Below are 24,129 nucleotides of genomic sequence, written 5' to 3'. Positions count from 1 at the left end.
GGCCTCTACCCCGCCAGCCGGTGCTCGATGCGAATCAACCGGATGCCCTTCGGTGTGCGCATCAACGTGTCCCACCAGTTCGACCCGTCATACCAGTAGCGGATCTGCACCCCGAGCACCTGCTCCCGCCGAAGTGCCTCCATGGCCTCGGCGAGCGGAACGGGCTTCCCGGAGGCCATCTCCACGGCTCCGCCCTTGAGCAGGACCTCCTGCACCACGGCACAGCGTTGGATGTCCTGGAGCAGTTGCTCCAGGGTCTCCGGGTCCAGGAGCGCGTCCTGGAGTTGGGGGAGCGGAGTGTCCTCGAGGGTGGCTCTCCCGAGACGGAGACCTGCTGTCATGGAGCGGAGACCTGCTGGCTGGAGGGAAGGAGCTCGAAGGCGTTGAGCGGAGCCGGGCACACCTGGATACAGAGACCACACCCGGTGCAGCGCGGCTCCACCACGCGCGGGCGGCCCAGCTCGAGGGCGATGGCCCCCTCGACGGGGCAACGCTCGGAGCAGGTGCTGCAGAACGAGCCCTGCCACGCGAGGCAGAGATGGGGACGCACCCGCACGGTCATCCGGCTGGCCGGCGCCGTCACCGCACCCGGCCGCGCCCGAGCGGCATGGAACGCCTCGAGCGAGAAGCCCTCCGCGGGAGCAGGCTCCGGCGGACGCACGGGCTCCTCCTTCTTCCGGAGGAAACCGAGGAACGCCCGGCGGCTGAGAGTCACCTGTGAGCTCACGGTCGAGCCTCCCGGGCCACCCGCGCGAAACCGCCGGGAGCACTGCTCGCGTCGACGCGTTGGTCGAGCTGCGCCGAGGAGCCATGGCACTGCTGGCAGTTCTGGCGCTCCGGGTGAGAGGTCCGCAGCCCGGCGAGCCCCTGGGGACCGTGGCAGCTCGAGCACTCGTTCCGCATGTGCGTCGGATGCGGCATCGTGGGCGGAGCCCCCGGCCAGGCCCGAGCCCCCTTCCCGGTCGGGTCCAACCCGACGAAGCCATTCGCCGGAACGTCCTTGTACGGAGCCAGCGGGCGGGGCGACTCCCCCACCACGTGGCACTGTGTGCAGCTCTGGTACGGTGGATGGCTGATCCTCGGCGCCACCCGGTTGCCCAGCTTCATCCCGTCCCCATGGCAGGCCAGACAGCCGGGGACCTCGCGCTGATCGATCTCATGCGGAATGGTGGGCGGGGCCCCGTCGTAGGCGCGGTGGGTCTTGCGCCGAGCCACGGCCTCCGCGCGCTGCTCGGAGGTGGCCACCGGCAGCGGCTTCACGGGGAACGCCTCCTCCGACAACGAGGCGATGGCGCCCTCGTACATGTGCGCGTTGGCCCCGCGTCGCGCCTCGCGCAGCTCGCTGTAGCTCGAGACCCGCTCCGCCCGTTGCGCGTGCGGGTCCGACGCGGCCGGACGCTCGGGCATCTCGGGTGCGCGAATGCCCGCGAAGTACCCGGTGGCCGCGAGCGTCACCGCCACGGCGGCGCCCACGTGGAGCCAGCGCGCCGGGAGGCCACTCCCCTGTTCGCCGCCGGTGCTCATCCCTGTTTCTCCGCGACGCGCTCACGCCGCCGCACCCGCGCCGCGCACTTCTTGTAATCCGGCTGCTTGGAGAACGGGTCATGCTCGTCGAGCGTGAGCCCGTTGATGAGCAGCCGCTCATCGAAGAAGGGGACGAAGAGGGAGCCCTCGACGGGCTCGCCCCGGCCGCCGATCCACACCGGCAGGTCGAGCTTCCCTCGCCGCGTCTCCACCGTCACCTGCTCCCCGTTGCTCACACCGAGCCGCCGGGCATCGGCGCTGTTCATCTCCACGTAGGCCTGGGGCATGGCGCGCCGGAGCTGCGGAATCCGCGTCGTCATCGTGCCCGAGTGCCAGTGCTCGATGACGCGACCGGTGCACAACCAGAACGGGAACTCCGTGTCGGGTGACTCGGGAGGGGGCTCGTAGGGGCTGAACCAGATCTGCGCCCGGTCGTCGTGCGTGGTCGAGTGGTAGAACTGGATGTCGCGGCCCTTCTTCACGTACGGGTCGTCGAAGCCAGCGAAGCGGAAGCGGGTCTCGCGCCAGCTGCCGTCGGGTTGCTGCACCACGGGCCAGCGCAGGCCGCGGGCCTTCACGTACTCCTGATAGGGCGCCAGGTCCTTGTGCTTGATGCGGGTCGTCTTCCGGTACTCCTCGAAGAGGTGCTCGTCGACGTTGACGTCGTAGTAGTGGGCGAAGTCCCAGATGGGGACGGGCTTGCCATCCCTGCCCTTCACCTCGAAGAGGAAGCGGCCGTCCTTGTCCTTCATGCCCTCGAAGCCGAGCTCGAAGAGCCGGTGAGCGACGGCGATGAGCTGCCAGGCATCATCACGGGCCTGACCGGGCGGGTTCACCATCTTGAACCACTGCTGGGTGCGGCGCTCGGAGTTGCCCACCATGCCGTTCTTCTCCACCCACATGGCCGAGGGGAGGACCAGATCGGCGATGCGCGTGGTGGCGGACGGGTAGACATCCGAGACGATGAGGAACTTGTCCGCGAGCTTGCGGCTGGGGTCCACCAGCTTGTGCGTGTTGGGCAGCGTCTGCGCGGGGTTGGTGACCTGGACCCAGAGGGTGTGGATGTCGCCGCCCTGCTCGGTGGGCGTGGAGAAGCGCTTCCACATCTCCACCGTGTGGTAGCCGATCTTGTCGGAGACGCGGCCCTTGGGGAGGTTCCAGATCTCCTCCATCTGGGCGCGGTGCTCGGCCTTGGCCACCACGCGGCCACCGGGGAGCGCATGGGCGAGCGTGCCCACCTCGCGAACGGTGCCGCACGCGGAGGGCTGACCGGTGAGGCTGGTGGGCGCATCGCCCGGCTTGCCGAAGTGCCCGCTGAGCAGGTGGAGCCCGTGGACCAGGTTGTTGATGGCCGTGCCCCGCGTGTGCTGGTTCATCCCCATGCACCACAGGCTGGTGATGCGCACGTCGCGGCGGCCGAACAGCCCGGCCAGCATCCGCAGGTCCTTCGCGGAGACGCCGGAGATCTCCTCCACCTTCTCCGGGGTGTAGGGCTTCAGCAGCTCGCGGTACTCCTCGAAGGTGATGGCCTTGCCCTCGAGCGTGGGCGGCGTGCTGGGGGCGCGGAAGGCGCAGTTCGCCTCGATGAACGCCTTGTCATAGGTGCCGTTCTCCACCAGCAGGTGGGCGATGCCGCACGCGATGGCCAGGTCCGTGTTCGGCTTGAAGCGCAGGGAGTGATCGCAGAACCCGCTGGTGCGCGTCTTGCGCGTGCCGATGTCGATGAGGGTGACCTTCTCCCCGCGCGAGCGCCGGTCGATGACGCGCGAGAAGAGGACGGGGTGCATCTCCGCGGGGTTGTTGCCCCACATGATGAGCACGTCACAGGCGTCGAGGTCGTCGTAGCAGCCGGCGGGCTCGTCCACGCCATAGGTGGCGAGGAAGCCCGTCACCGCCGAGGCCATGCACAGACGCGCGTTGGCATCGAGTTGGTGCGTGCCCAGGCCGCCCTTGACGAACTTCGAAGCGGTATAGCCCTCGGGGATGGTCCACTGACCGCTGCCGTAGACACCGAAGCCCTTGGGGTCCTTCAGCACGCGGCGGGCGATGATGTCGAGCGCCTCGTCCCAGCTGATGGGGACCTGATTGTCGCCCTTGCGAAGCAGCGGCGTGGTGAGCCGGTCACCCCCATAGAGCGCGAGCCCCACGTGATAGCCCTTCACACACAGCAGGCCCTTGTTCACCGGGGCCTTCTGGTCGCCAGCGATGACCACCACCTTGCCGCCGCGCACGCCCACCTGGACGTGGCAGCCGGTGCCGCAGAAGCGGCAGGGCGCCTTGTTCCACTGCACGCCATCACCGCTCGCCGGCTCCGCGGCGGCCCTTTCCTGACCATACGCGAGGCGGCTCGCGGCCAGCGTCGCCGCCGTCATGGCCGTACCCTTGAGGAAGTCCCGGCGATCCATGGCTCAGCGCTCCTCCTCTGAGAAGTCCACCCTCACCACATCCACGAAGCTCACTCCTGGAAGCTCCCTCAGGGACGCGGCGAGCGACTCGCCCTCGGAGAGACTGGCGGTCTCGGTCACCACGGGCAGCCAGCGCTCCTCCAAAGGAGGACCCACGGTGATGCGCGGGTCTCGGGCGACTTCGGAAAGCGCGAGCGCCCTCAGTTGGGGAGACGCGTCGAGGGTGAGCACCAGGCTACTGATAGGCATGCAGGCTCCGTCCATTCGGGGCACGGCCCCCTGGAGCAAGAGGCGGACCACCCCGGCACTCCCCTTCCCTCCCTGCATGACGCGGAGACCCGGGCGCGGGCCCGGCGCAAAGCCTGCGCGCAAACCAGTATGCGTGATGCAGGTTTTTCATGGGCGAGCGAGCGTCCCGCCCCGCCTCCTCGAAGGAAGCCCCGGGACGAGACGTGCTGGCACGGGCGCTGCTTTGGGCTGGCCGCCGTGGAGAACCACCTCTACAGAATGATGCGCCCGGCGCTCGCCGCCCTGCTGCTGGCTGTCGTTGGCTGCGGGAAGGACCAACCCGCGCGCTTCCAACCGCCCCCGGGAGCCCCCACCGGAAGGGAGACGCTCCTGCAACCGGCGAAGCTCACCTCCGTGGAGAGCGATCGGAAGGATGCCCTGGGCCGGCCGCTCCGCGTCTCGTGCGAGAGCTGCCACTCACTGCGTGAAACGAAGCCCATGCCCTCGCGGCCCGAGGAGCTGAAGGAGTTCCACCAGGGCCTCCAGTTCCGCCACGGAGAGCTCGCCTGCACCTCGTGCCACCAGGCGGAAGCGCCGCGCACGCTGCACCTGGCCACGGGCGAGCCGCTGCCCATGACGGAGGTGGTGACGCTGTGCGCGCAGTGCCACGGGCCGCAGTACCGCGACTTCAAGGCGGGGGCGCACGGCGGCATGACGGGGTACTGGGATCTCTCCCGGGGGGATCGCACGAGGAACAACTGCGTGAGCTGCCACGACCCGCACACGCCGAAGTACGCGGGTGGGCATCCGGTGATGCCTCCGCGCGACCCGTCCGCCCACGGTGAGCCGGGCACGAAGGAGAGCCGAGACCATGAGTGACACCGTCTCCCGCCGTACCGTGATGAAGGGCGCCGGAGCCACGCTCGGAGCCGCGGCCTTCGCGCACGCGATGGCACCGCTCACCGAGTGGTCCAAGGACCTGAGCGTCGGCGAGTTCCTGCAGAAGCACTACAAGGAGCTGACGCGCGACGAGATGGGGCGGATCCTCGTCCACCTGAAGGAGGAGACGAAGCGGAAGTACGGGCGCGACGTGGACATCCGAGACCTCCCGCCGCAGGAGGGCGTGTCCTTCGGGTATGCGCTCAACCTGAGCGTGTGCATCGGCTGCCGCAAGTGCTCCGAGGCGTGCCACCAGGAGAACAACCACGACCGGCGCACGGGGAACTCGTACATCCGGGTGCTGGAGATGCAGCAGGGCAGCCTGGACCTGGAGCACGGCAACGCGAACTACGATCATCCGGTGCCGGCCGAGGGGAAGTACTACCTGCCGGTGCAGTGCCACCAGTGCGACAACGCGCCGTGCGTGAAGGTGTGCCCCGTCCAGGCCACGTGGAAGGAGGCGGACGGGGTGGTGGTAGTGGACTACAACTGGTGCATCGGCTGCCGGTACTGCGAGGCGGCGTGCCCGTACCACGCGCGGCGCTTCAACTGGGCGAAGCCGGAGATACCCGCCGAGGAGATCAACCCGGACCAGGGCTACCTCTCCAACCGCATCCGTCCGCAGGGCGTGGTGGAGAAGTGCACCTTCTGTCTGCACCGCACGCGGGCGGGACGGCTGCCGGCGTGCCTGGAGGCGTGCCCCACGGGGGCGCGGGTGTTCGGCAACCTGTTGGATCCCAAGAGCCCCATCCGCTGGGTGCTCGAGAACAAACGCGTCTTCGTGCTCAAGGAAGAGCTCGGGACGCGGCCCCGCTTCTTCTACTTCTTCGACAAGTGAGCCATGGCTGCTTCCCGTCACCTGCTCGATTACCCGCGGTTCCTGGGACGGCTCCTGTGGATGAGTACCGACGGGAGCTGGCGCTTCTACACGTGGATGACGGTGCTCACGGCGATCGCCCTGGTGGGGGCCAACGCCTATGCGCACCAGCTCGCCGAGGGCATGGCGCTCACGGGGATGAGCGACCACGTCTCGTGGGGCCTGTACATCGCCAACTTCACCTTCGGCGTGGGACTGGCCGCGGGCGCGGTGATGATGGTCATCCCCGCGTACCTGTACCACGACCATGAGATGCACGACGTCACGCTGATCGGCGAGCTGCTCGCGGTGGCGGCGATCTTCGTGTGTCTCCTGTTCATCGTGGTGGACATGGGGCACCCCGAGCGGGCGTGGCACCTGATGCCAGGAATTGGCCGGTTCAACTGGCCGGTGTCGATGCTCACGTGGGACGTGGTGGTGCTCAATGGCTATCTGGTCATCAACCTGCACATCTGCGGCTATCTCATCTACATGCGCTTCCTGGGGCGCAAGCCGCGCAAGCAGTGGTACCTGCCGTTCGTCTTCCTTTCCATCTTCTGGGCCATCAGCATCCACAGCGTGACGGCGTTCCTCTACAGCGGGCTCGGGGGGAGACCGTTCTGGAACTCGGCGCTGCTGGCGCCGCGGTTCATCGCGTCGGCGTTCATCACGGGCCCGGCGTTCGTCATCGTGCTGCTCCAGGCCATCCGGCGCTTCACCGGGCTGCCCATCGGCGAGGGTCCGCTGCGCACGCTGACCTCGGTGATGCGGGTGACGGTGCTGCTCAACCTGTTCATGCTGGGCTCGGAGTTGTTCACCGCGTTCTATACGGGTGGCTCCCATGCCACGGCGGTGCGCTACCTGTTCTTCGGATCGCACGGGCACCACGCGCTGGTCCCGTGGATCTGGACGGCGGTGGCGCTGAACATCGCCTCGGCGGTGGTGGTGCACCTGCCGGCCACGCGGCGTCACGTGGGGCTGCTCAACCTGGCGTGCGCGCTGGCCTTCGTGGGCGTGTGGATCGAGAAGGGAATGGGCCTCATCATCCCCGGCTTCGTCCCGAGCACCCTGCACGAGGTGGTGGAGTACGTGCCCACGCTCACCGAGTGGAAGATCACCGCGGGCATCTGGGCCTTCGGGCTGATGGTGCTGACGGTGGCGGTGAAGGTGGCGCTCCCGGTGCTCAGCGGACAGCTCGCCGCATCTCACGCCGAACTCGGGCACATTTCCCCTCTCCCTCCGGGAGAGGGACGGGGTGAGGGTATCGGGTGAACCCGGGTTGAACCCCCCTGTCCACACCGTGTGCCACGGATTGAAGAACGGGCTCGGATACCCTCACCCTGACCCTCTCCCGAGGGGAGAGGGAACTTGCGAACGCTCCACGAGTCCCTCCGGTCGCGGAGATGAAACCGTCAGGCTCACCCCTGACAGGACCTACTTCGGAGGACTGAGCGGCTGGATGCGTTCGGCCAGCTTCCCGCTGGCGAGCAGCTCGCGGAACTCGTCTCCCATGCGCTCGCTCTCGGCCAACACCTGACGCCAGGCGCGCAGCCGCTCGGTGTCCGGCATGCGGACGAAGTCATCCCGGTCCGGGATCTTCCCATTCGGCAGGCGCGCGACGAGCTCGGGTGACGGAGAGATGAGCAGCGCCCGGCGGAAGTTGGTGGGCCCCGCGCGCCGCCAGGGCAACGACTTGTCGAACCAGCCGGGCACCACGTACGGGTAGAAGTGCGGGTAGAGCACCAATCCCTCCCCCGGGCCGAATTCCAGATCGAGGTGGTAATCAATCACTCCGCCATCCCGGTAGATGCCAACCCCGGCGCCGGGGATGCGCACCCCACTCAGCACGAGCGGGATGGACCCAGAGGCCAGGAGCGCGGGGCGCAGGTTCTCCCGAGTCAGGGGCAGGTGGACGGAGGGGAGGTCCGCGAGTCCCGTGAACGGGCTGGTGTCCCCCGCGCTGTGGAAGATGACGCGCTCCATATGGAGCCCCAGGGTGCGGCGGCTCACCAGGTTGCCCAGGGCGCCGAGCGTGAGCCCCAACAACTGGGCATGGCGCTGCTCGCTGGCGGTGAGGCCCCTGCAACGGGTGGTGAGCACGTGCAGCCGCGCCCACGGGTGGCCGAGGATCTGCGCCTCCCCCTCGGGGCCCAGGACCGCGTCCAGGATGCGCTGGCTGGTGGTGCTCACCAACGCCGTGGAGGGCTTGGGCGGGTAGCGCTGCTCGACGTACGCCTCCGCGAACCGATCCAGGGCCGCCACGGGATCCTTCAGGGCGAGGCACGCCAGCCGCCAGCTCCCGATGGAGGAGCCAATGAGGTGGAGCGGGCGGGTACGAGCCTGGAGGAACTCACCGAACAGCACCCGATCCAGCCCGGCCAGCACCAGCCACTTCGGACCGCCCGAGGCCCCGGGCAGGATGTCGATGTCGTCCGCGCGCAGGCCGCGCTCGCGAATCAGCCGCAGCGCGTCGGGACCAGCCAGGAGGGTGAGGCTCGATTTCATGGCCGGGGGGATATAGAGATGCCGCTCTTTTTTCCAAGGTTCAATTCTTCCACCTGGGAACAGGCCTTCACCCTGGAATGACGGGGGGTTGCAATGACGCGTAGCGTCGAGCACGAGGGCTGTGAGAAGCTGCGCGCGCCCCCCACCTCGTATGTCGAAAGGAAGCGTCTTGAGTCAGTCGCGCCCCCTGGAGTTTGCCCGTAGCACGGAGAAGGAGCCGCACCTCGAGCGAGCCCGCGCCATCCTGCGCGCGCACCCCGAGATCAAGGATCTGTGCGGTCCCACTCCCATCACCGCCGTGTTCGTCCTGCTGCTGGTCGCGGGGCAGGTGGCAATTGCCTGGGCCCTACGAGATTCGCCCTGGTGGGCGCTGTTGGCCACCGCCTGGTTGGTCGGCGCCTTCATCGATCACGGCCTGTGGGTGCTCATCCACGAGTGCACCCACAACCTCGTCTTCCGCAGCCCGCGCCTCAACGCCGCGCTGCAGCTCTTCACCAACCTGCCCATCCTCTTCCCGGCGGCCGCCTCGTTCCGCAAGTACCACCTCATCCACCACCGCTTCCAAGGCGACGTGGAGCTGGACGCGGACCTGGCCACCCCGTGGGAGGCGAAGCTGATTGGCAACTCGTTCTTCGGCAAGGCCTTCTGGCAGCTCAACTTCTGGGCCTTCCAGGCCATGCGGGTGCCGAGGCTGCGGCGCGTACCGTTCTTCGACCGCTGGTACATCGCCAACATGACGATCCAGCTCGCCTTCATCGGCGCGAGCTATGCGCTGCTCGGGCCCCGGGCGCTCATCTACATGTTCCTGTCGTCCATCTTCGCCATCGGCCTGCACCCGCTGGGCGCCCGGTGGATCCAGGAGCACTTCCTCGTCAAGCCGCCCCAGGAGACGTACTCGTACTACGGGCCCCTCAACTGGGTGGCATTCAACGTCGGCTACCACAACGAGCACCACGACGTGATGCGCGTGCCCTGGACGCGCCTGCCCAAGGTGCGCCAGCTCGCCCCCGAGTTCTATGAGTCGCTGCACTATCACCGCTCGTGGACGGCGCTGTGGCTGAAGTTCCTCTTCGACCCGTCCCTGTCGCTCTACAGCCGCATGACGCGCAGCGGCGGCTCGGGAGACGGCACGGTGCAGGCCGAGGAGGCCTCCAAGGCGGCGTGACGGGGTGGAGCACCGACGGGGCCCTCATGCTGGAGGGCCCCGCTCGCTCCCCCGTCAATTGTCCAGGGCGAGCGGCGATTCGGAATACCGCGTGAGCAGATCCAATGGTGTGCCGAACACGGCGAGCGCGCCCGCGGATCGCAGGTCCTCGTCCGAGAAGCCGCCGCACACCAGCCCGATGCTCCTCATCCCCAGGCGCACGGAGCCCTCGACGTCGTAGGGCAGGCCGGAGATCGTCAGCGTGTCGTCCGTCCCATCGAGGCCCAGGAGGCGGATGGCCTCCGCGGGAATCTCCTCGCTGAGCCGGGTGTGGTCCACCTCCGCGTCCGTGGTGCTCGCGTCGATGAGCCCCTCCGCCCCGAGCAGCTCGATGTAGTGCTCCAGCTCGTCGGGGTCCGCGGTGGAGGCCAGGGCGATCTTCCACCCCTCGTCGCGCAGGTGCTGGAGCAGCTCGGTGGCTCCGGTGAAGGGCCGCACCTGGGAGAGGTACTGCTCGTGGAAGAGGGCGCGGTGGAAACTCGCCAGCTCCTCGGCGTAACGCTCGTATTCGTCCTCGGGGAGGAATACGGACAGGAACTGGTCTCCGTTGCGGGCCATCTGCGCGAGCACTCGAGGCAGCCGCACCTGACGCCCGTAACGCGCCAGCGCTTCCTGCCACGCGCGCGCGCGCAACACGTTGGTGTCCACCAGCGTTCCATCCACCTCGAAGACAATCGCCTTGGGCAACGCAACATCCTCCGCAAGCAAGCTGCGCACTCCAAACGCCTGCCGCCGGACCAGAAAGTCCGAGCCCTGGCCGGGAAACGCTGGCGGAGGTCCCCGCCCACCTCTTGAAGGAGCTCGCGCCCGTCCTCCCCGCCCCCCGGCGAGCAGGCAGGAGTGATTGGGACACCGAGGGTCTGGCGGAACGACGCGGGCAACGGGCCACGACGGCGCGTCCCCACGACCGCACTCATCGTCCTACTGGCGCACTCCGCGTCCTACCGGGGCCGCATTGGGGTGGCCTGACGATTGCTGCTATGGAAAATCGCCTGGCCGCGCCCATCCCCGCGCGGCGCCTCTCTCCGAGGCCTTCATGTTCCTCACACCGCTGTCGGTTTCCCTCCTGGTGCTGCACGCCGTCAGCATCTCGCCCGCGTCCGTCCCGGCGCGCGGCAACCAGGAGACGCTCGTCACTCTCGATCGCGCCTCGCGCGTGGTCATCACCGCGCGGACCCCGGCCGGGACGTCCTGCGAGATCGTCGATCAGGTGCGTGGCCCCTTCGCCAGCAGTGGCGCCGCGGGCAGCGCCAACTGCGAGCTGGACCTGCTGCTGGACGCGGGCACCTACAAGCTGCGCCTGGCCTCGAACACGAAGGGCAAGGGCACCCAGGGCAAGGTGGACCTCAGGGCCGTGGCCTATACGGAGGACAACGCCCAGCCGGTGCGGCTGGAGCCGGGCCGTGACGTGCGCCAGGTGCTCGCCCCGCGCCACCAGGCCTCCTTCTGGCTCCAGCTCGACGAACGCCAGCCCGTCACCCTGCGTGTCTCCGGCCGCACCGCTGGAGACGTACGGCTGTGGCGCAACGGCGCATGGCTGGAGCCCGTCGAGGTGAGGGATGCCTCCACGCAGCCGCGCGCGGGACAACCCCAATATGAGTGGTGGCTCGAGGCCATGCTCGACCCGGGCACCTACCTGCTCACCACCTACGGCACGGCCCCGAAGGAGTGGACCGAGGGCCAGGAGGACAACACCCTCTCCGTGGCCTACGGCTTCCCGGCGGTGCCCGCGGGCCGCTCGCTGAGCGTCACCCTCCCGCCCTGGGGCCTGTCCGCCGTGGAGCTGCCCCCGGGGCCCTCCGCCCTCTTCCTGTCGCGCGAGGGCAACGCCCAGTCCTCCAGCCGCGTGAGCGTGCATCCGCTCTCCCCCGAGGGCGCGAGCAACGTCTCTTCCGCCGAGGCGGGCTGCCAGATTCAGGGCAAGGCGCTCGTCCCGCAGTGCGGCACGACGGTGCGCGGCGAGGGCCGTCACGTGGCCCTCCTGCGCGGCGAGCCCGGGACGAGGCTGATGTTGCAGTGGGCCCCTCTGGAGACGGATGACACCTTCACGGACGGCAGCTACGGCGCGGGCTCGGTGATGCCGCGCTTCAACGCGCCCTCCTCCGGCGAGTACCTGGTGGGCCTGCACGAAGTGCCACTGGACCCGGACAGCACGCCCCTGGGGTGCATGCTGGAGACGTGGGTCCCCGGGGCCTCGAGCTGGAATAGCGGGAACTGGGTCCCCACCTCGTACGCCGACATGCCCGAGGTGGGCCCCGAGCGCCCATTCCGCCGCGCGTTCAACTACGACGGCGCCACCGCCACCGTCTGGTTCCGGGTGACGCGCTCCGGGCGCTACGTCTTCTCCACCAGCGGGGACCGGAAGGGCCGCTGCGAGCTGTACCTGGTGGATGGCGCCCGGCGCACCCGCCTCGTCGAGACGGATCCGAAGGCGCAGACGTGCCGGCTCCCCTATACGGCCTCGCCCGGCGTGTACGAGCTGAAGCTGTACGGCGGCACCGAGGGCATCGAGCGGCTCACGCTGGCCCCCGAGGGCAAGGAGCCCCAGGTGGATACCCCCACCCGCACGTCGTGCCTCATGCGAGACGTGGAGCTGGAAACGGGCGCCGCCTACCGCATCGTCGCCAACCGGAGCACGAGCGGCTCCATGCGCGGCCTCGTCCTGCGCCCGCTCCCCCTCGCCCTCTCCGAGCCCCTGCCGGTGGTGCTCGACGGTCCGGGCCCACTTCAGCTGCCCCTGGCCCAGGGTGGCGCCGCCGAGGTGCGCTCGTCCGGTGGCGAGCCCTTCACCTGCACCCTGGGCGGCAATCGGGTGGAGGCGCGCGAGGGGCGCTGCCAGCTGCCGTCCACGGGCGGCACGCTCACGCTCAGCCATGCGGGCAACGCGTCCATCAACCTGCTGGTGCATCGGCCCGCGCCGCCCGCGCCGCCGCTGCCCCCGCTGAGTGCGTACTCGCCGACCTTCCCGCCCCTTCCCGCACTGAAACCCTCCGAGCCCGCCTGGTTCGACTTCGAGCGCGGGCAGTCGCACTCGCTCACCTTCGACGTCAAGAAGGAGGGCCTCTACCACGTGACGACGCTGGGCCTGCTGTCCACCGCGTGCAGCATCCGCACGCCTGTGGTGCCGCAGGTGGGCAGCGCCAACGGCGGCGGGCGCGGGCGCAACTGCCTCGTGTCCACCTACCTGCGGCCGGGCCGCTACCTGCTCACCGCGAGCACCACGGGACAGAGCAGGGGCCGAGGCGGCGTGCTGCTCGAGCGGCGTGAGGTGAAGACGGCCGAGGGCGTCACCGCCGACGGCGAGGCGTTCTTCCGTGTCGCAGCGGGAGACCTCATCCAGCAGCGGCTCACGGTGCCCCGCGCGAATGACTACACGCTGTCCTCCGCCGCGCCGGGCGCGAGCCTCCAGTGCCGCCTGGACGACGCCAAGGGCTGGCCGGTGGTGACGGTGCCCACGCCCTGCGAGCAGACGCTGAGGCTCGGCAAGGGCACGTACCTGTGGACGCAGCTCCCGCTGACGGTGGAGTCCATGCGCCGCACCGCGCTGGAGCGCGTGGAGCCCCCGGTGGTGCTCTCGGGCAACAAGACGCACGCGGTGCTCTTCAACAAGTGGTACCGGGCGGCTCTCGGCAAGGACGGCAAGGATGAGTTCTCCTTCGAGGTGCCGGCGCGGATGGACGTGGCCTTCACGCTCACCCACGGCATGCAGGGGCGGCTCTACGCCGTCGCCGCGGATGGCGCGCTCAAGCCCGTCGAGGTCATCGCCCCTCAGACGACGTACACGCCCCCTCCCCCGCCGCCTCCGCCCGAGCCGGAGCCCACGCCGGAGGAGTCCTATGAGTCCTCCGACGAGTACTCGGAGGAGTCCTCCGAATCCTACGAGTCACTCGAGGAGGAGAGCGCGCCCACCGCGCTCGTGGAGCCGCTGCCAGCGGCGAACGCACCGGCCCCCGAGGGCCAGTCCCTCACCCTCGAGCCCGGACGCTACAGGCTGGTGGCCGAGCACAGCCGGGGGGACGTGGCCATCTCCTACGCGCTGTACCTGCGCACCGAGGTGCTCGCGCCTCCCATGGCCAAGGACGTGAGCGTCCCCGGCCGCATCCCCCTGGTGCTGTCCGAGGACGGCACGCTGCGCCTCTTCACGCGTGGCAGCACGGACGTGCGCTGCCGCCTCTTCGATGACTCGGGGCGGCTCGTGGTGGAGAGCTCGGACCACGGCGCGGACTGGAACTGCGCCATCGCCGAGCCGCTCCCCAGGGGCGGCTACACGCTGGTGCTGGAGAGCCAGACGCAGCAGCCCGGCCCCACCCGTGTCTCCGTGAAACTGGCCCAGGTGTCCGACGCTGGAGTGCTCGCCGAGGGGGGCACGCTGAACGTGGGCACCGGCGTGGTGCGAGCCACGTTGCCGCCCGTGCCGGCGGAGGCGCTGCAGCAGGTGGCCCTGCGTGCCAGGGCGCCCTTCTCGTGCGCGCTGGAGGACGAGCGTGGCGCGGTGGTGTCGCGACAGATGGACACCCGCGAGTGCCTGATGCTGCTGAAACCGGGCACCTCGCCCTGGCGCGTGCGCGTGTGGACGCTGGGCCAGCCCACCAAGGTGAGCACGGGCGTGGCGGCGCGGCCCCTGCGTCCCTTCGGGGGGAAGATTCCGGCGGGTGAGGCCACCAGCGCCCAGGTGCCGGCGCCCGGCCGCTACGCGACGGGCCGCGGCGTCTACTGCCTGCCCGCGTCCGAGCAGGGCCCCCTGAATCCGTGCGGCCCCGAGGCATCGCTGAATGCCGGGGACTGGGTGTTCGGCGTTCCCGGCGCCACCGCCGAGACGAAGCTCTCCCTCTCCGAGCGAGTGGACACACTGGAGAACGTCGAAGAGGAGCGCGCCGCGTTGACGCGGGAGATCACACTCCAACGTCAGCGCACGAAGCGGGAAGCCCTGCACCTGCTGCGTGTGAGCGTGCCCTTCGGCGACCCGGCCTACCCGGCGTGCCGGCTGGACGGGGGCGTGGCCCAGCAGCGCAGCTCCGTGTGCTTCGCGGCGACCGGCTCCACGAAGGAGTCACTCGCGCGCTGGTGGACGCCCGGAGGCGAGAAGGGCGAGGCCACCGTCACGCGGCGCTCCGTCCCCGTGCCCACCTCGTCCGTGCCGCTGACGCCCGGCCTCCAGGAGCTGTCGTGGAGCAGCGGGCCCGGCCTGCGCCTGGTGATGCCCGACGAGCCGGTGCGCGTGCAGCTCTCCCTCCCCCAGGGCGCCTGGGCCGTGCTGGTGGATGGCAAGGGCGCCGCGGTGGACCTGTGCTCGCCGGGCGAGGCGCTCTCGCGCTGCCTCCTGAGCGGCACGGGTGGCGCGGTGTTCGTCTGGTCCCCAGCCGAGTCCCGCGTCCAGACGGAAGTCATCGCGGTGGAAGCGGCGAAGCCGTCCGTGCCCCTCGCGACCCTCTTCGAGACCATGGCCCGCGTGCCCGGCCAGCACCTGCTGCACTTCGGCACGTCGGACGCCCCGCGCCAGCTGAAGGTGACGGGCGCGGAGCGGTGCGTGGCCGCGCTCGATGACGGGACGCGGCTGGAGGGCTGTGAGCTCCAGGTGCCTCCGAACCACGGCGGCAACCTCCTGCTGGAGACGAACCCGGGTGGCGTGCGCGCGGTGCTCGCGCCAGCGGCCGGGCTGGCCACGGCCCTGCTGCCGCCCGCCTCCAAGGGGAAGGTGCCCGAGCTGCCCGCCGCGAAGGCCCTGCGCCTCTCTGGCGCGACCCTGGAGCGCACCTTCACCGTGCCCGCCGACGCCGTCGTCCACCTGCGCGGCGACTCGGGCGTGTGCGGCCTCACCCGGGACACCACGGTGCTCGCGGTGGCGGGCCTGGAGCGCGGCTGCGCCCTGGATCGGCTGCTCGAGGCCGGCACCTACCGCATGGTGGTGCGTGGCTTCGCTGGCCAGCCCCTCTCCGGCGCCGTCACCTGGACGCACGAGCCGGTGAAGGAGCTGACCGAGGGTGTCTCCCAGGAAGAGAGCTGGGTGGCGCCGGGCCAGACGCGCTACTTCCGCTTCAACACCGAAGCGGCCGGAAACGTCGGCCTGGGGCTGCAGGTGCCCGCCGAGCTGCTCCAGTGCACCGTGCTCGACACCACCCAGCGCGTGTTGGGCGAGGGCTGCCAGCAACTGCTCTCCCTGGAGAAGGGCACGTACCTGCTCGCCATCCACGCGCCCCAGACACTGGCGCGTCCCCTCCCCTTCAAGCCCGTCCTCGTGGGACTCGCCGGCACCCGGACCGACGTCCCCGAGGACTACCTGCGTGACTTCTTCAATCGCATCGGAGCCAACCCGTGATGCGCCTCGTGAACTCCGTTCTCTGCCTGCTCCTGCTGCTCGCGGCCGTCCCCGCGCGAGCCCAGGAGTACCGTCCGGCCGACGAGAGCCAGCGCCCCGAGGGTGGGGGCGTGAAGCTCCTCCCCGACCAGTTCCTGCGCGGGTTCGATCCGGTCACCGTCTACTTCTCCGACAACGTGGGGCCCGGCAAGCAGAGCGCCGATGATGGCGCGAAGCTGCTCAAGGTGGTGCCCTCGTGGCCCGGCCAGTGGTTCTGGGCGGACCGCAAGACGCTCCAGTTCCGCCCCGCCGAGCCCTGGCCCGCGCTGGCGCGCTTCTCCTTCGAGGCGAACGGCGCGCGCAAGGTCCTCACCACGATGATGTCGGCGCCCTCGAGCATGTCGCCGTCGCCCGACAGCACGGACCTGAGGCCCTTCCGCACCTTCACCCTCACCTTCCCGCAGGCGCTGCCGCTCGACTCGCTGCGCAAGATGCTCCGGCTGGAGGTGAGGGAGCTGCCGGGACTGGCGGACTCGCCCACGCGGGTGCTGAAGGACTGGACGCTGTCGCAACTGCCGCGCGGCAGCCAGCGCGAGCAGGCCGTCTACGCCATCACCCTCGAGGAGGACGTGCCCGAGGGCAAGCAGCTGCGCGTCAACGTCAGTCTCGCGCTGGGCGACGAGGACAAGGTGCTGTGGGTGGGCCGGCTGTCCACGCGGCCCGCCTTCCACCTCCAGAAGGTGCAGTGCGGCGCGAGCCTGTTCTCTCTCACGGGAGGCGCCTCCACGCCCCGGGACATGGCGCTCGCGTGCGGCAACCAGGGAGACCTGCCGCAGCTCGTCTTCTCCGCGCCGGTGGAGGGCCTCACGCTCACCGCGCTCAAGAAGCTGGTGCGGCTGGAGCCCGCGGTGCCGGACCTGCACTTCCAGTCCTACGGCTCGCGCGTGGCGCTGCGAGGCAGGTTCGTACCGGACACGCTGTACCGCATGCGCATCGGCGCCGCGCCCATCCGCGACGACAGCGATCGGCCGCTGAGGGATCCAGGGGACCTCCAGGTCTTCTTCCACCTGGACTTCAAGCGCCCCTTCCTGCGCTGGATGCAGGCCACCGCGGTGATGGAGGCCAAGGGCCCGCGCATGCTGCCGTTGCAGGGTTACGGTGACGCGCGAGCGGACGTGCGCATCTACCGGGTGGATCCGCTCCACCCCGGCCTGTGGCCCTTCCCCAACCGCCCCATCGTCATCAACGAGGAGAGCGCGCCGCCCTTCCCGGGCGAGGAGCCCGAGGTGAAGGCCATGCCCGGCTACATCGGCGAGGACGAGCTGAGATCGCACATCCGGCTGCTGGGCTCGCCGCTCGTCTCCACGCTGGTGGACCTGCCCCTGCCCAAGCGCGGAGGCACCACCACCTTCGGCCTGGACCTGGCGCCCCTGCTCAACCCGGTGGTGGGCAAGGTGCGGCCGGGCACGTACCTCGTCGGACTGAGGCGGCTCACCGGCGCGCCCGAGCGCTCCTACGTCCGCGTGCAGATCACCAACCTCTCGCTCAGCACGGTGGAGGAGCGGGACAAGGCCGTCTTCTTCGTGCGCACGCTGGACGAGGCGAAGGTGGTGAAGGGCGCGCGCATCGTGCTCGAGGGTCATCGCCGCGTGACGGACCCGAACAACCGGAACATCACGCGCGAGGAGCCCTTCAAGACCGAGCTCACCACGGACTCGGGAGGCCGGGCGAGCCTCGGTCCCCAACCGGACTGGGTGCGCATCGAGCGCGTCACCGTGCGGAACGGCGAGGACCTGCTCGTGTTGGATCCCCGCGAGCCTCCGGCGTCCTTCGCCAACAACCACTGGTCGCCGTCCTCGGGCTGGCTGGAGTGGTTGACGCAGCAGACACCTCCGCCCCAGAACGACGGGCTGCGCGGCTTCCTCTTCACGGAGCGCCCCATCTACCGGCCGGGCGAGAAGGTCTACATCAAGGGCTTCCTGCGCAACGAGGTGGGCGGAGACTTCGTGGCCCCCGAGGACGCGAAGAAGTACTCGCTGCGGGTGCAGGGGCCGGGGGAGCAGGTCTGGAACCTGCCGCTGACCTTCACGGCGCTGTATGGCTTCTCCGCCGGGTTCCAGGAGAACGACGTGCCCACCGGTGAGTACCAGGTGGTGCTCGACGAGGTGCGTACGGGACGGACGCTCGCGACCCGCGGGTTCAAGGTGGAGGCCTACCGCATCCCCACCTTCGAGGTGCAGCTCTCCAGCCCCGCGACGGCGCGCCTGGACGGGCCCTTCAAGGTGAAGGCGGTGGCGCGCTACTACGCGGGCGGCAACGTGGCCGGGCAGCCCATCTCGTGGACGGTGACGCGCCGCCCCTACTACTACGTGCCCAAGGGGCGGGAGGGCTTCCTCTTCGCCTCCAGCACCCAGTTCGCCCGCGAGGGGCAGAGCCGCGCTCCGGAGACCATGACGCGCAACGCGGTGCTGGACGACAACGGCGCCGACGAGATGAGCGTCAACCCGGCGCTGGACCTGGACGGCTCGGCGCGCATCTACCGCTTCGAGGCCACCGTCATCGGCGCGGACAACCAGCCCGTCTCCTCCGCGCAGGAGGTGAAGGCCCTGCCGCCCTTCGTGCTGGGCATGAAGCTGCCGCGCTACTCGGACAAGCCCTTCACGCTCACGCCGGAGCTCATCGCCGTGGGCGTGGATGACAAGCTGGTGAAGGGCCAGGAGGTGCTGGTGCGCCTCTACAAGCGCATCTGGCACAGCCAGCTGCGCGAGACGCACTTCGCCACCGGCGAGGCCAGATACGTCACCGAGCAGGAGGACGTGAAGCTCGCGGAGAAGATAATCACCACGGAGGAGAAGCCCGTCACGCCCGCGCTGGAGCTGAAGGAGTCCGGCGTGTACGTGGTGGAGCTGGTGGCGCGCGACAAGCTGGGGCGCGTGCAGACGCTGACGGCGGACCTGTACGTGGGAGGCCAGACGCCCATCGCCTGGCAGAAGTCGCGCCAGGGCGTCTTCGGGCTCGTCCCGGACAAGACGTCGTACAAGCCGGGCGAAACGGCGCGTCTCATCATCCAGAGCCCCTTCCAGGAGGGCCGCGCGCTGGTGGTGGTCGAGGAGCCGGGCGGCAATACCTACACCTGGCACGACGTGTCCGGTGGCAAGGCGGTGCACGAGCTGGCCATCCGTTCCCAGCACGTCCCCAACGTGCCGGTGCACGTGCTGTTGATGCGCGGCCGGCTCGGCGAGGGAGACAAGGACGACTCGCGCTACCGGCCGCAGACGCTCGGGGCCTCCGTGGACGTGAAGGTGGAGCCGGTGCGCAACCAGGTGGCGGTGGAGCTCAAACACCCGGAGACGGCGCGTCCCGGGGTCACCGTGCCGGTGGAGCTGACGCTCAAGGACGACCAGGGCAAGCCGCTGGCCGGCGAGGTGACGCTGTGGCTGGTGGACGAGGCCGTGCTGTCGCTCGCGCCGGAAGCGACGCTCCACCCGCTCGACGAGCTCATCAAGGAGAACTCGCGCGGCACCACACTGCGCGACACGCGCAACAGCCTGGTGGGCAAGCTCTTCGAGCAGGAGGAAGACCCGGGCGGTGACGGCAGCGAGGACGAGGAGATGGAGGGCGGAAGCAAGCGCGTGGTGCGCAAGAACTTCCAGACGGTGCCCTACTACCAGGCCACGCTGCAGGTGCCGGCCTCCGGCAAGCTGACGGTGCAGGTGCCGCTGTCGGACGACCTCACCAACTTCCGCGTGCGCACGGTGGCCATCTCCGGGCTGCAGCGTTTCGGCTACAAGCAGACGGTGCTGCGCGTGCGGCTGCCGGTGCTGGTGCAGCCGCAGCTCCCGCGCTTCGTGCGCCAGGGAGATCGCTTCTGGGGCGGCGCGGTGGGCCGCGTGGTGGAAGGCAATGGCGGACCCGGCTCGGTGAAGGTGCGCGTGTCGGGCCCGGCGGAGCTCCAGCCGCTGAACCAGAACGTGGAGTTGCAGACCAATCGGGCCATGAGCTTCGTCACCCCCATCACCGTGAAGAACGCGGATGTGTCCGAGCCGCAGTCCCTCCAGGTGCGTGTGGACATCGAGCGCAAGTCGGACAAGGCGGGAGACGCCTTCGAGGTCCAACTGCCCGTGCTGCCGGACCGCACGGTGGAGCACTTCGCGTACTTCGACACGCTGAACGCGGGCAACGTCACGCTCAAGCCGCTGCCCGAGCCGGCGCGTCCGGGCACCGCCTCGCAGGACGTCTTCATCACCGCCATCCCCGGCGTGCTGGAGCTGGTCTCCGGCCTGGAGTACCTGGCCGGGTACCCGCATGGCTGCCTCGAGCAGAAGCTGTCGCAGCTCTACCCGGACGTGGCGCAGGCCGCGGTGCTTCGCGAGCTGGGCATCCGCACGCCCTTCGGCAAGCAGCTCAACGGCAACGTGCAGCGGCTCCAGGAGGAGATGGAGCTCTACCAGGACGAGCAGGGCCTGATGGCCTTCTGGCCGGGAGGGCCGGGCGACGTGCAGGTGACGGCCCAGGCGGTGGAGTTCCTGGACGCGGCACGGCGCGCGGGGCTGAAGGTGGACGAGAAGCTGCAGACCCGCGCGGTGGAGGGACTCAAGCGCGTGCTGCGCAGCGACTACCCGGGGCTGGTGCAGGAGTGGCGCTACAGCCAGCAGACGGCGGCGCTGCGAGCCCTCACCCGCGTGGGCGCGCTGGACGAGCACTACCTCATCGATCTCTTCCAGCTGCGCGAGCGCCTGGACATCCAGAGCCTGGCGGACCTGGCCACGACCATGTCCACCCAGGCCACGGTGTACCGCGCCAATCTGGAGGTGCTGCGCAAGGAGCTGTGGGACAGCGTCATCATCAAGCTCAAGAACGGCAAGCCCGTCTTCGAGGGCCTCGAGTGGCGGCGCGAGGCGTGGGGAGGCTACGGCTATCTCAGCTCGCGGCCCTCGAGCGTGGCGGCCGTCTTCGAGGCGCTGGTGCTGCTCGACCCGGCCGAGCCGCGGCTGGACCAACTGCGCGACGCACTGCTCTCGTACGCGAGCGCGGAGTCGGGCTTCGGCAGCACCTTCGAGAACAGGCGGGCCATCGGCGCGCTGGGGTTGTACCTGTCCAAGGCGAAGCCCGCGGTGCCGAATACCACCGCGAAGCTCTCCTCGGGAGCCACCCTCGAGGTGGGCAAGGACGCGAAGACGGCCCGCGCGGAGGTGGCCAGCGACGCGACCCTGACGGCCACGGTGAAGGGCGGGCCCGTGGGCATGCGCGTGGAGGCCCGGTACGTGCCATCCACGCCGGGGGACAGGGTGGCTCCGCTCAAGCAGGGTTTCATCGTGTCGCGCGGAGCCACCTGGCTGCACGCGGACGGCTCCGAGGAGACGCGCTTCGAGGACAAGGCCGGAGACGTGCAACAGCTGAAGGTGGGCGACATCCTGGAGCTACACACGCGCATCGTCACCGAGGAGGGGCGCAACCACGTGGCGCTGGTGGTGCCCTTCGCCGCGGGACTCGAGCCCCTCAACCCGGAGCTGGCGAACGCCTCGTCGGACGCGAAGCCCTCGCAGACGGACTCCCTCACCCCGGCCTACGTGCAACGCCTGGACAACGAGGTGCGCTACTACTTCCTGCACATGCCGCGAGGCACGCACACCTTCCACTTCCGGGTGCGCGCCGCCACCGAGGGCTCCTTCGTGCACCCGGCGCCCTACGCCGAGCTGATGTACCGCGAGTCGGTGCGAGGCCGCGGCGAGGGCCTGCGGATCGTGGTGAAGGGAGAGCATGAGAAGTAGGAGGACACGCTGGCGGGTGGCGGCGGCGCTCGCCGTGGTGCTGGCGGCGGGCGCGTGGTTCGCCTCCGGCCTCCAGGATGGGCTGCTCGGCTACGAGCCCTCGCGCCTCGTGCTGGACCGGCGGGGCGCGTACCTGGGCGAGGTGCCCGGAGCGGGCGGGGAGCTCGGCTACTGGCCGGTGCCCTACGTGCTGCCCGAGCGCATCGTCCAGGCCACGCTCATCACCGAGGACCGGCACTTCTACGAGCACCCGGGCGTGTACCTGCCGTCGGTGGCGCGAGCCCTGAAGCAGAACGTGAGCAACCTGCGCGTCATCTCCGGCGCGTCCACGCTGGCCATGCAGGTGGCGCGGATGCAGACGCCCGGGGAGCGCACCGCGGGGCGCAAGGTGCGCGAGGCGGTGGAGGCACTGCTGCTCGTACACGGGCACGGCCACGAGAAGGTGCTGCGCCAGTACCTGGCCATCGCGCCGTACGGCAACCGGGTGCACGGGGTGGTGCGCGCCGCGCGCCTCTACTTCGACAAGCCGGTGGAGGACCTGTCTTGGGCACAGGCGGCCTTCCTCGCGGGCCTGCCGCAATTGCCCGGGCGGATGAACCCATACACCCAGGAGGGACTGCGGCGCGCCCTCAAGCGCAGCCACCGCATCCTCCGGGCCCTGCACGCACAGGGGACCCTCTCGCGCGAGGAATTGGAGCAATCCCTCCAGGCGGACCTGGGACTGGTGCCCCGGCCCCAACGCATGCCCGAGGCGCTGCACGCGGTGCTGGAGTGGAGCGAGCTGGCCCGAGCCCGTCTCCAACCCATCTCCACGGCGACGCTGGACCTGGAGATTCAATCGAAGGTGGCGCACATCCTCCAGCGCAACCTCAACCCACTGGATGGCTCGGGAGCGGGCAATACGGCCGCGCTGGTGGTGGACACGGAGACAGGCGACATCCTCGCGTACGTGGGCTCGCGAGACTTCTTCGACGAGGAGCACCGGGGCGCCATCGACTTCGTGAAGCAGCGGCGCTCGCCGGGCTCCACGCTCAAACCCTTCCTCTATGGACTGGCCCTGGAGAAGGGCATCGTCACCGCCGCCACGGAGCTGGCGGATACGCCCATGGACGTACGGGTGGAGAACGGCCGGAGCTACATGCCGGAGAACATCAACCACGCCTTCCTGGGTCCCATGCTGCTGCGCGAGGCACTCGGCAATTCACGCAACATCCCCGCCCTGCGCGTGCTGGAGCAGGTGGGGGTGGAGCCGGCGCTGCGCTTCCTGGAGAAGGCGGGCGTGGGAGGCATCTCGTACGAGCCGGACCGCTACGGCCTGGGGCTGGCGGTGGGCAACCTGCACGTCACCCTGGAGGAACTGACGGGGCTGTACATGGTGCTCGCACACGAGGGGGAGACGCGCCCGCTGCGGCGCTTCGCCGACGAGCCGATGGCGCCCTCGCGCCGGTTGATGACACGCGAGGCGGCACAGCTGGTGCGCCACATCCTCGCGGACCCGCTGGCGCGGCGGCCGACGTTCCCCGTGGGCAGCACGCTGGACTACCCCTACGCCGTGGCGGTGAAGACGGGCACCAGTCAGGGCTACCGCGATGCGTGGGCGGCGGCCTTCAGCGATCGGCTGCTGGTGGTCGTATGGGTGGGCAACCATGACTGGCGCCGGATGAACGGCGTGGGCGGACTGCTCGGCGCGGCGGGCGCGGTGCATGAAATCCTCGATGCGGTGATGCCCGGGTGGCGCCCGTACCGGCCGGTGCTCGACAGCTTCCCGCCCCCCTCGGGCGCCCTCGCCATTGACGTGTGCCCACTCTCCGGCCGGCTGGCCGGGCCGGAGTGCCCCCACCGAAAGAGCGAGTGGTTCGTCCCGGGCACGGCCCCGACACAGACGTGCCCCTTCCACGCACGCGTCCGGCTGGACCGGCGCAATGGCCTGCTGGCGGGCCCCACCTGCCCGGAGCGCGAGGTGGTGACGCGGGTGATGCTGGCCCTGCCGGAGGAGTACGAGCGGTGGGCATGGAAGCAACACCTGGACATCGCGCCGCTGCGGGAGAGCCCGTTCTGCCCGAGCCGGCCCGAGGAGGTGGAACCCAGGGTGGCCATCCGCGAGCCGAAGGGACTGGTGCGGCTGCTCTACGATCCGGACACGCCGGCCTCGGCCTCGACGCTGCGACTGGCGGCGGACGTGACACCGAGCACGGAACCCATCGTCTGGCTGGTGGATGGGGTGCCGGTGGCCACGGTGACCTATCCGCACGAGTTCCGCTGGAGCCTGCGGCCCGGACAACACGTCATCACCGCGGCGATGGTGCACCGCCCCCAGGTGAGCCAGCCGGTGACGGTCATCGTGGAAGATTGACCCTCCGCGGACGCGGGGCTCCCCGGGGCTCCGGAACGGATTCAACAAA

General features: G+C 69.9%; 14 protein-coding genes. 7 read left to right on the top strand and 7 right to left on the bottom strand.

Annotated elements, in window-relative coordinates; all coding sequences use genetic code 11:
- Positions 1-5: 5 nt before the first annotated feature.
- From JQX13_RS29595 to JQX13_RS29575, 5 genes are read right to left on the bottom strand one after another with little or no spacing between them, the layout of a single operon-like run.
- Entirely contained in the window at positions 6-341 is a 336-nt protein-coding gene (locus JQX13_RS29595; protein ID WP_203402834.1) for a hypothetical protein, read from the bottom strand.
- Positions 338-727 (bottom strand): 4Fe-4S dicluster domain-containing protein, encoded by a 390-nt coding sequence (locus tag JQX13_RS29590; RefSeq protein WP_203402833.1) that lies wholly within the window; start codon positions 725-727, stop codon positions 338-340. Before JQX13_RS29590 ends, JQX13_RS29595 begins: the two co-directional genes overlap by 4 nt.
- Positions 724-1,524 (bottom strand): nitrate reductase cytochrome c-type subunit, encoded by an 801-nt coding sequence (locus tag JQX13_RS29585; RefSeq protein WP_203402832.1) that lies wholly within the window; start codon positions 1,522-1,524, stop codon positions 724-726. The genes JQX13_RS29590 and JQX13_RS29585 overlap by 4 nt, the downstream gene beginning before the upstream one ends.
- Entirely contained in the window at positions 1,521-3,929 is a 2,409-nt protein-coding gene (locus JQX13_RS29580; protein WP_239013929.1) for a molybdopterin-dependent oxidoreductase, read from the bottom strand. Before JQX13_RS29580 ends, JQX13_RS29585 begins: the two co-directional genes overlap by 4 nt.
- A gap of 3 nt (positions 3,930-3,932) precedes the next feature.
- A complete protein-coding gene (locus JQX13_RS29575) occupies positions 3,933-4,178 on the bottom strand; it encodes a hypothetical protein (RefSeq protein ID WP_203402831.1) in 246 nt (81 codons plus the stop codon).
- Positions 4,179-4,436: 258 nt separating this feature from the next.
- Between JQX13_RS29575 and JQX13_RS29570 the strand changes: the two genes are divergently transcribed.
- From JQX13_RS29570 to dsrP, 3 genes are read left to right on the top strand one after another with little or no spacing between them, the layout of a single operon-like run.
- Complete coding sequence (locus JQX13_RS29570) at positions 4,437-5,036, top strand: cytochrome c3 family protein (RefSeq protein WP_203402830.1); 600 nt, start codon at positions 4,437-4,439, stop codon at positions 5,034-5,036.
- On the top strand, positions 5,029-5,934 hold the full coding sequence (locus tag JQX13_RS29565; protein ID WP_203402829.1) for a 4Fe-4S dicluster domain-containing protein: 906 nt from the start codon (positions 5,029-5,031) through the stop codon (positions 5,932-5,934). The genes JQX13_RS29570 and JQX13_RS29565 overlap by 8 nt, the downstream gene beginning before the upstream one ends.
- A 3-nt stretch (positions 5,935-5,937) precedes the next feature.
- A complete protein-coding gene (gene dsrP / locus JQX13_RS29560; protein ID WP_203402828.1) occupies positions 5,938-7,224 on the top strand; it encodes a sulfate reduction electron transfer complex DsrMKJOP subunit DsrP in 1,287 nt (428 codons plus the stop codon).
- A 162-nt stretch (positions 7,225-7,386) separates the two neighbouring features.
- Here dsrP and JQX13_RS29555 read toward each other — a convergent pair whose 3' ends face one another.
- A complete protein-coding gene (locus tag JQX13_RS29555) occupies positions 7,387-8,457 on the bottom strand; it encodes a patatin-like phospholipase family protein (RefSeq protein ID WP_203402827.1) in 1,071 nt (356 codons plus the stop codon).
- A 169-nt stretch (positions 8,458-8,626) separates the two neighbouring features.
- On the opposite strand from JQX13_RS29555, the gene JQX13_RS29550 reads away from it, so the two are divergent.
- On the top strand, positions 8,627-9,622 hold the full coding sequence (locus JQX13_RS29550) for a fatty acid desaturase (RefSeq protein WP_203402826.1): 996 nt from the start codon (positions 8,627-8,629) through the stop codon (positions 9,620-9,622).
- A gap of 54 nt (positions 9,623-9,676) precedes the next feature.
- Here JQX13_RS29550 and JQX13_RS29545 read toward each other — a convergent pair whose 3' ends face one another.
- Positions 9,677-10,348 (bottom strand): HAD family hydrolase, encoded by a 672-nt coding sequence (locus JQX13_RS29545; protein ID WP_203402825.1) that lies wholly within the window; start codon positions 10,346-10,348, stop codon positions 9,677-9,679.
- A 349-nt stretch (positions 10,349-10,697) separates the two neighbouring features.
- Here JQX13_RS29545 and JQX13_RS29540 point away from each other — a divergent pair, with 349 nt between their 5' ends.
- From JQX13_RS29540 to pbpC, 3 genes are read left to right on the top strand one after another with little or no spacing between them, the layout of a single operon-like run.
- Complete coding sequence (locus JQX13_RS29540) at positions 10,698-15,977, top strand: hypothetical protein (protein ID WP_203402824.1); 5,280 nt, start codon at positions 10,698-10,700, stop codon at positions 15,975-15,977.
- Entirely contained in the window at positions 15,977-21,727 is a 5,751-nt protein-coding gene (locus JQX13_RS29535) for an alpha-2-macroglobulin (RefSeq protein ID WP_239015376.1), read from the top strand. Before JQX13_RS29540 ends, JQX13_RS29535 begins: the two co-directional genes overlap by 1 nt.
- Positions 21,717-24,080: a penicillin-binding protein 1C gene (gene pbpC / locus JQX13_RS29530; protein ID WP_203402822.1), complete on the top strand. Its 2,364-nt coding sequence runs from the start codon at positions 21,717-21,719 to the stop codon at positions 24,078-24,080. Before JQX13_RS29535 ends, pbpC begins: the two co-directional genes overlap by 11 nt.
- Positions 24,081-24,129: the final 49 nt, after the last annotated feature.

Source organism: Archangium violaceum, assembly GCF_016859125.1.
GTDB lineage: Bacteria > Myxococcota > Myxococcia > Myxococcales > Myxococcaceae > Archangium > Archangium violaceum_A.
Note: the sequence above shows the minus strand (reverse complement) of the source record. Positions and strands in the feature narration are given on the sequence as shown.

What these genes read in the sequence shown, in the direction of transcription:
- pbpC (WP_203402822.1), top strand. Translation starts at nt 21,717, where the DNA reads ATGAGAAGTAGGAGGACACGCTGGCGGGTGGCGGCGGCGCTCGCCGTG.
- JQX13_RS29565 (WP_203402829.1), top strand. Translation starts at nt 5,029, where the DNA reads ATGAGTGACACCGTCTCCCGCCGTACCGTGATGAAGGGCGCCGGAGCC.
- dsrP (WP_203402828.1), top strand. Translation starts at nt 5,938, where the DNA reads ATGGCTGCTTCCCGTCACCTGCTCGATTACCCGCGGTTCCTGGGACGG.
- JQX13_RS29580 (WP_239013929.1), bottom strand. Translation starts at nt 3,929, where the DNA reads ATGGATCGCCGGGACTTCCTCAAGGGTACGGCCATGACGGCGGCGACG.
- JQX13_RS29595 (WP_203402834.1), bottom strand. Translation starts at nt 341, where the DNA reads ATGACAGCAGGTCTCCGTCTCGGGAGAGCCACCCTCGAGGACACTCCG.
- JQX13_RS29535 (WP_239015376.1), top strand. Translation starts at nt 15,977, where the DNA reads ATGCGCCTCGTGAACTCCGTTCTCTGCCTGCTCCTGCTGCTCGCGGCC.
- JQX13_RS29585 (WP_203402832.1), bottom strand. Translation starts at nt 1,524, where the DNA reads ATGAGCACCGGCGGCGAACAGGGGAGTGGCCTCCCGGCGCGCTGGCTC.
- JQX13_RS29575 (WP_203402831.1), bottom strand. Translation starts at nt 4,178, where the DNA reads ATGCCTATCAGTAGCCTGGTGCTCACCCTCGACGCGTCTCCCCAACTG.
- JQX13_RS29540 (WP_203402824.1), top strand. Translation starts at nt 10,698, where the DNA reads ATGTTCCTCACACCGCTGTCGGTTTCCCTCCTGGTGCTGCACGCCGTC.
- JQX13_RS29555 (WP_203402827.1), bottom strand. Translation starts at nt 8,457, where the DNA reads ATGAAATCGAGCCTCACCCTCCTGGCTGGTCCCGACGCGCTGCGGCTG.
- JQX13_RS29570 (WP_203402830.1), top strand. Translation starts at nt 4,437, where the DNA reads ATGATGCGCCCGGCGCTCGCCGCCCTGCTGCTGGCTGTCGTTGGCTGC.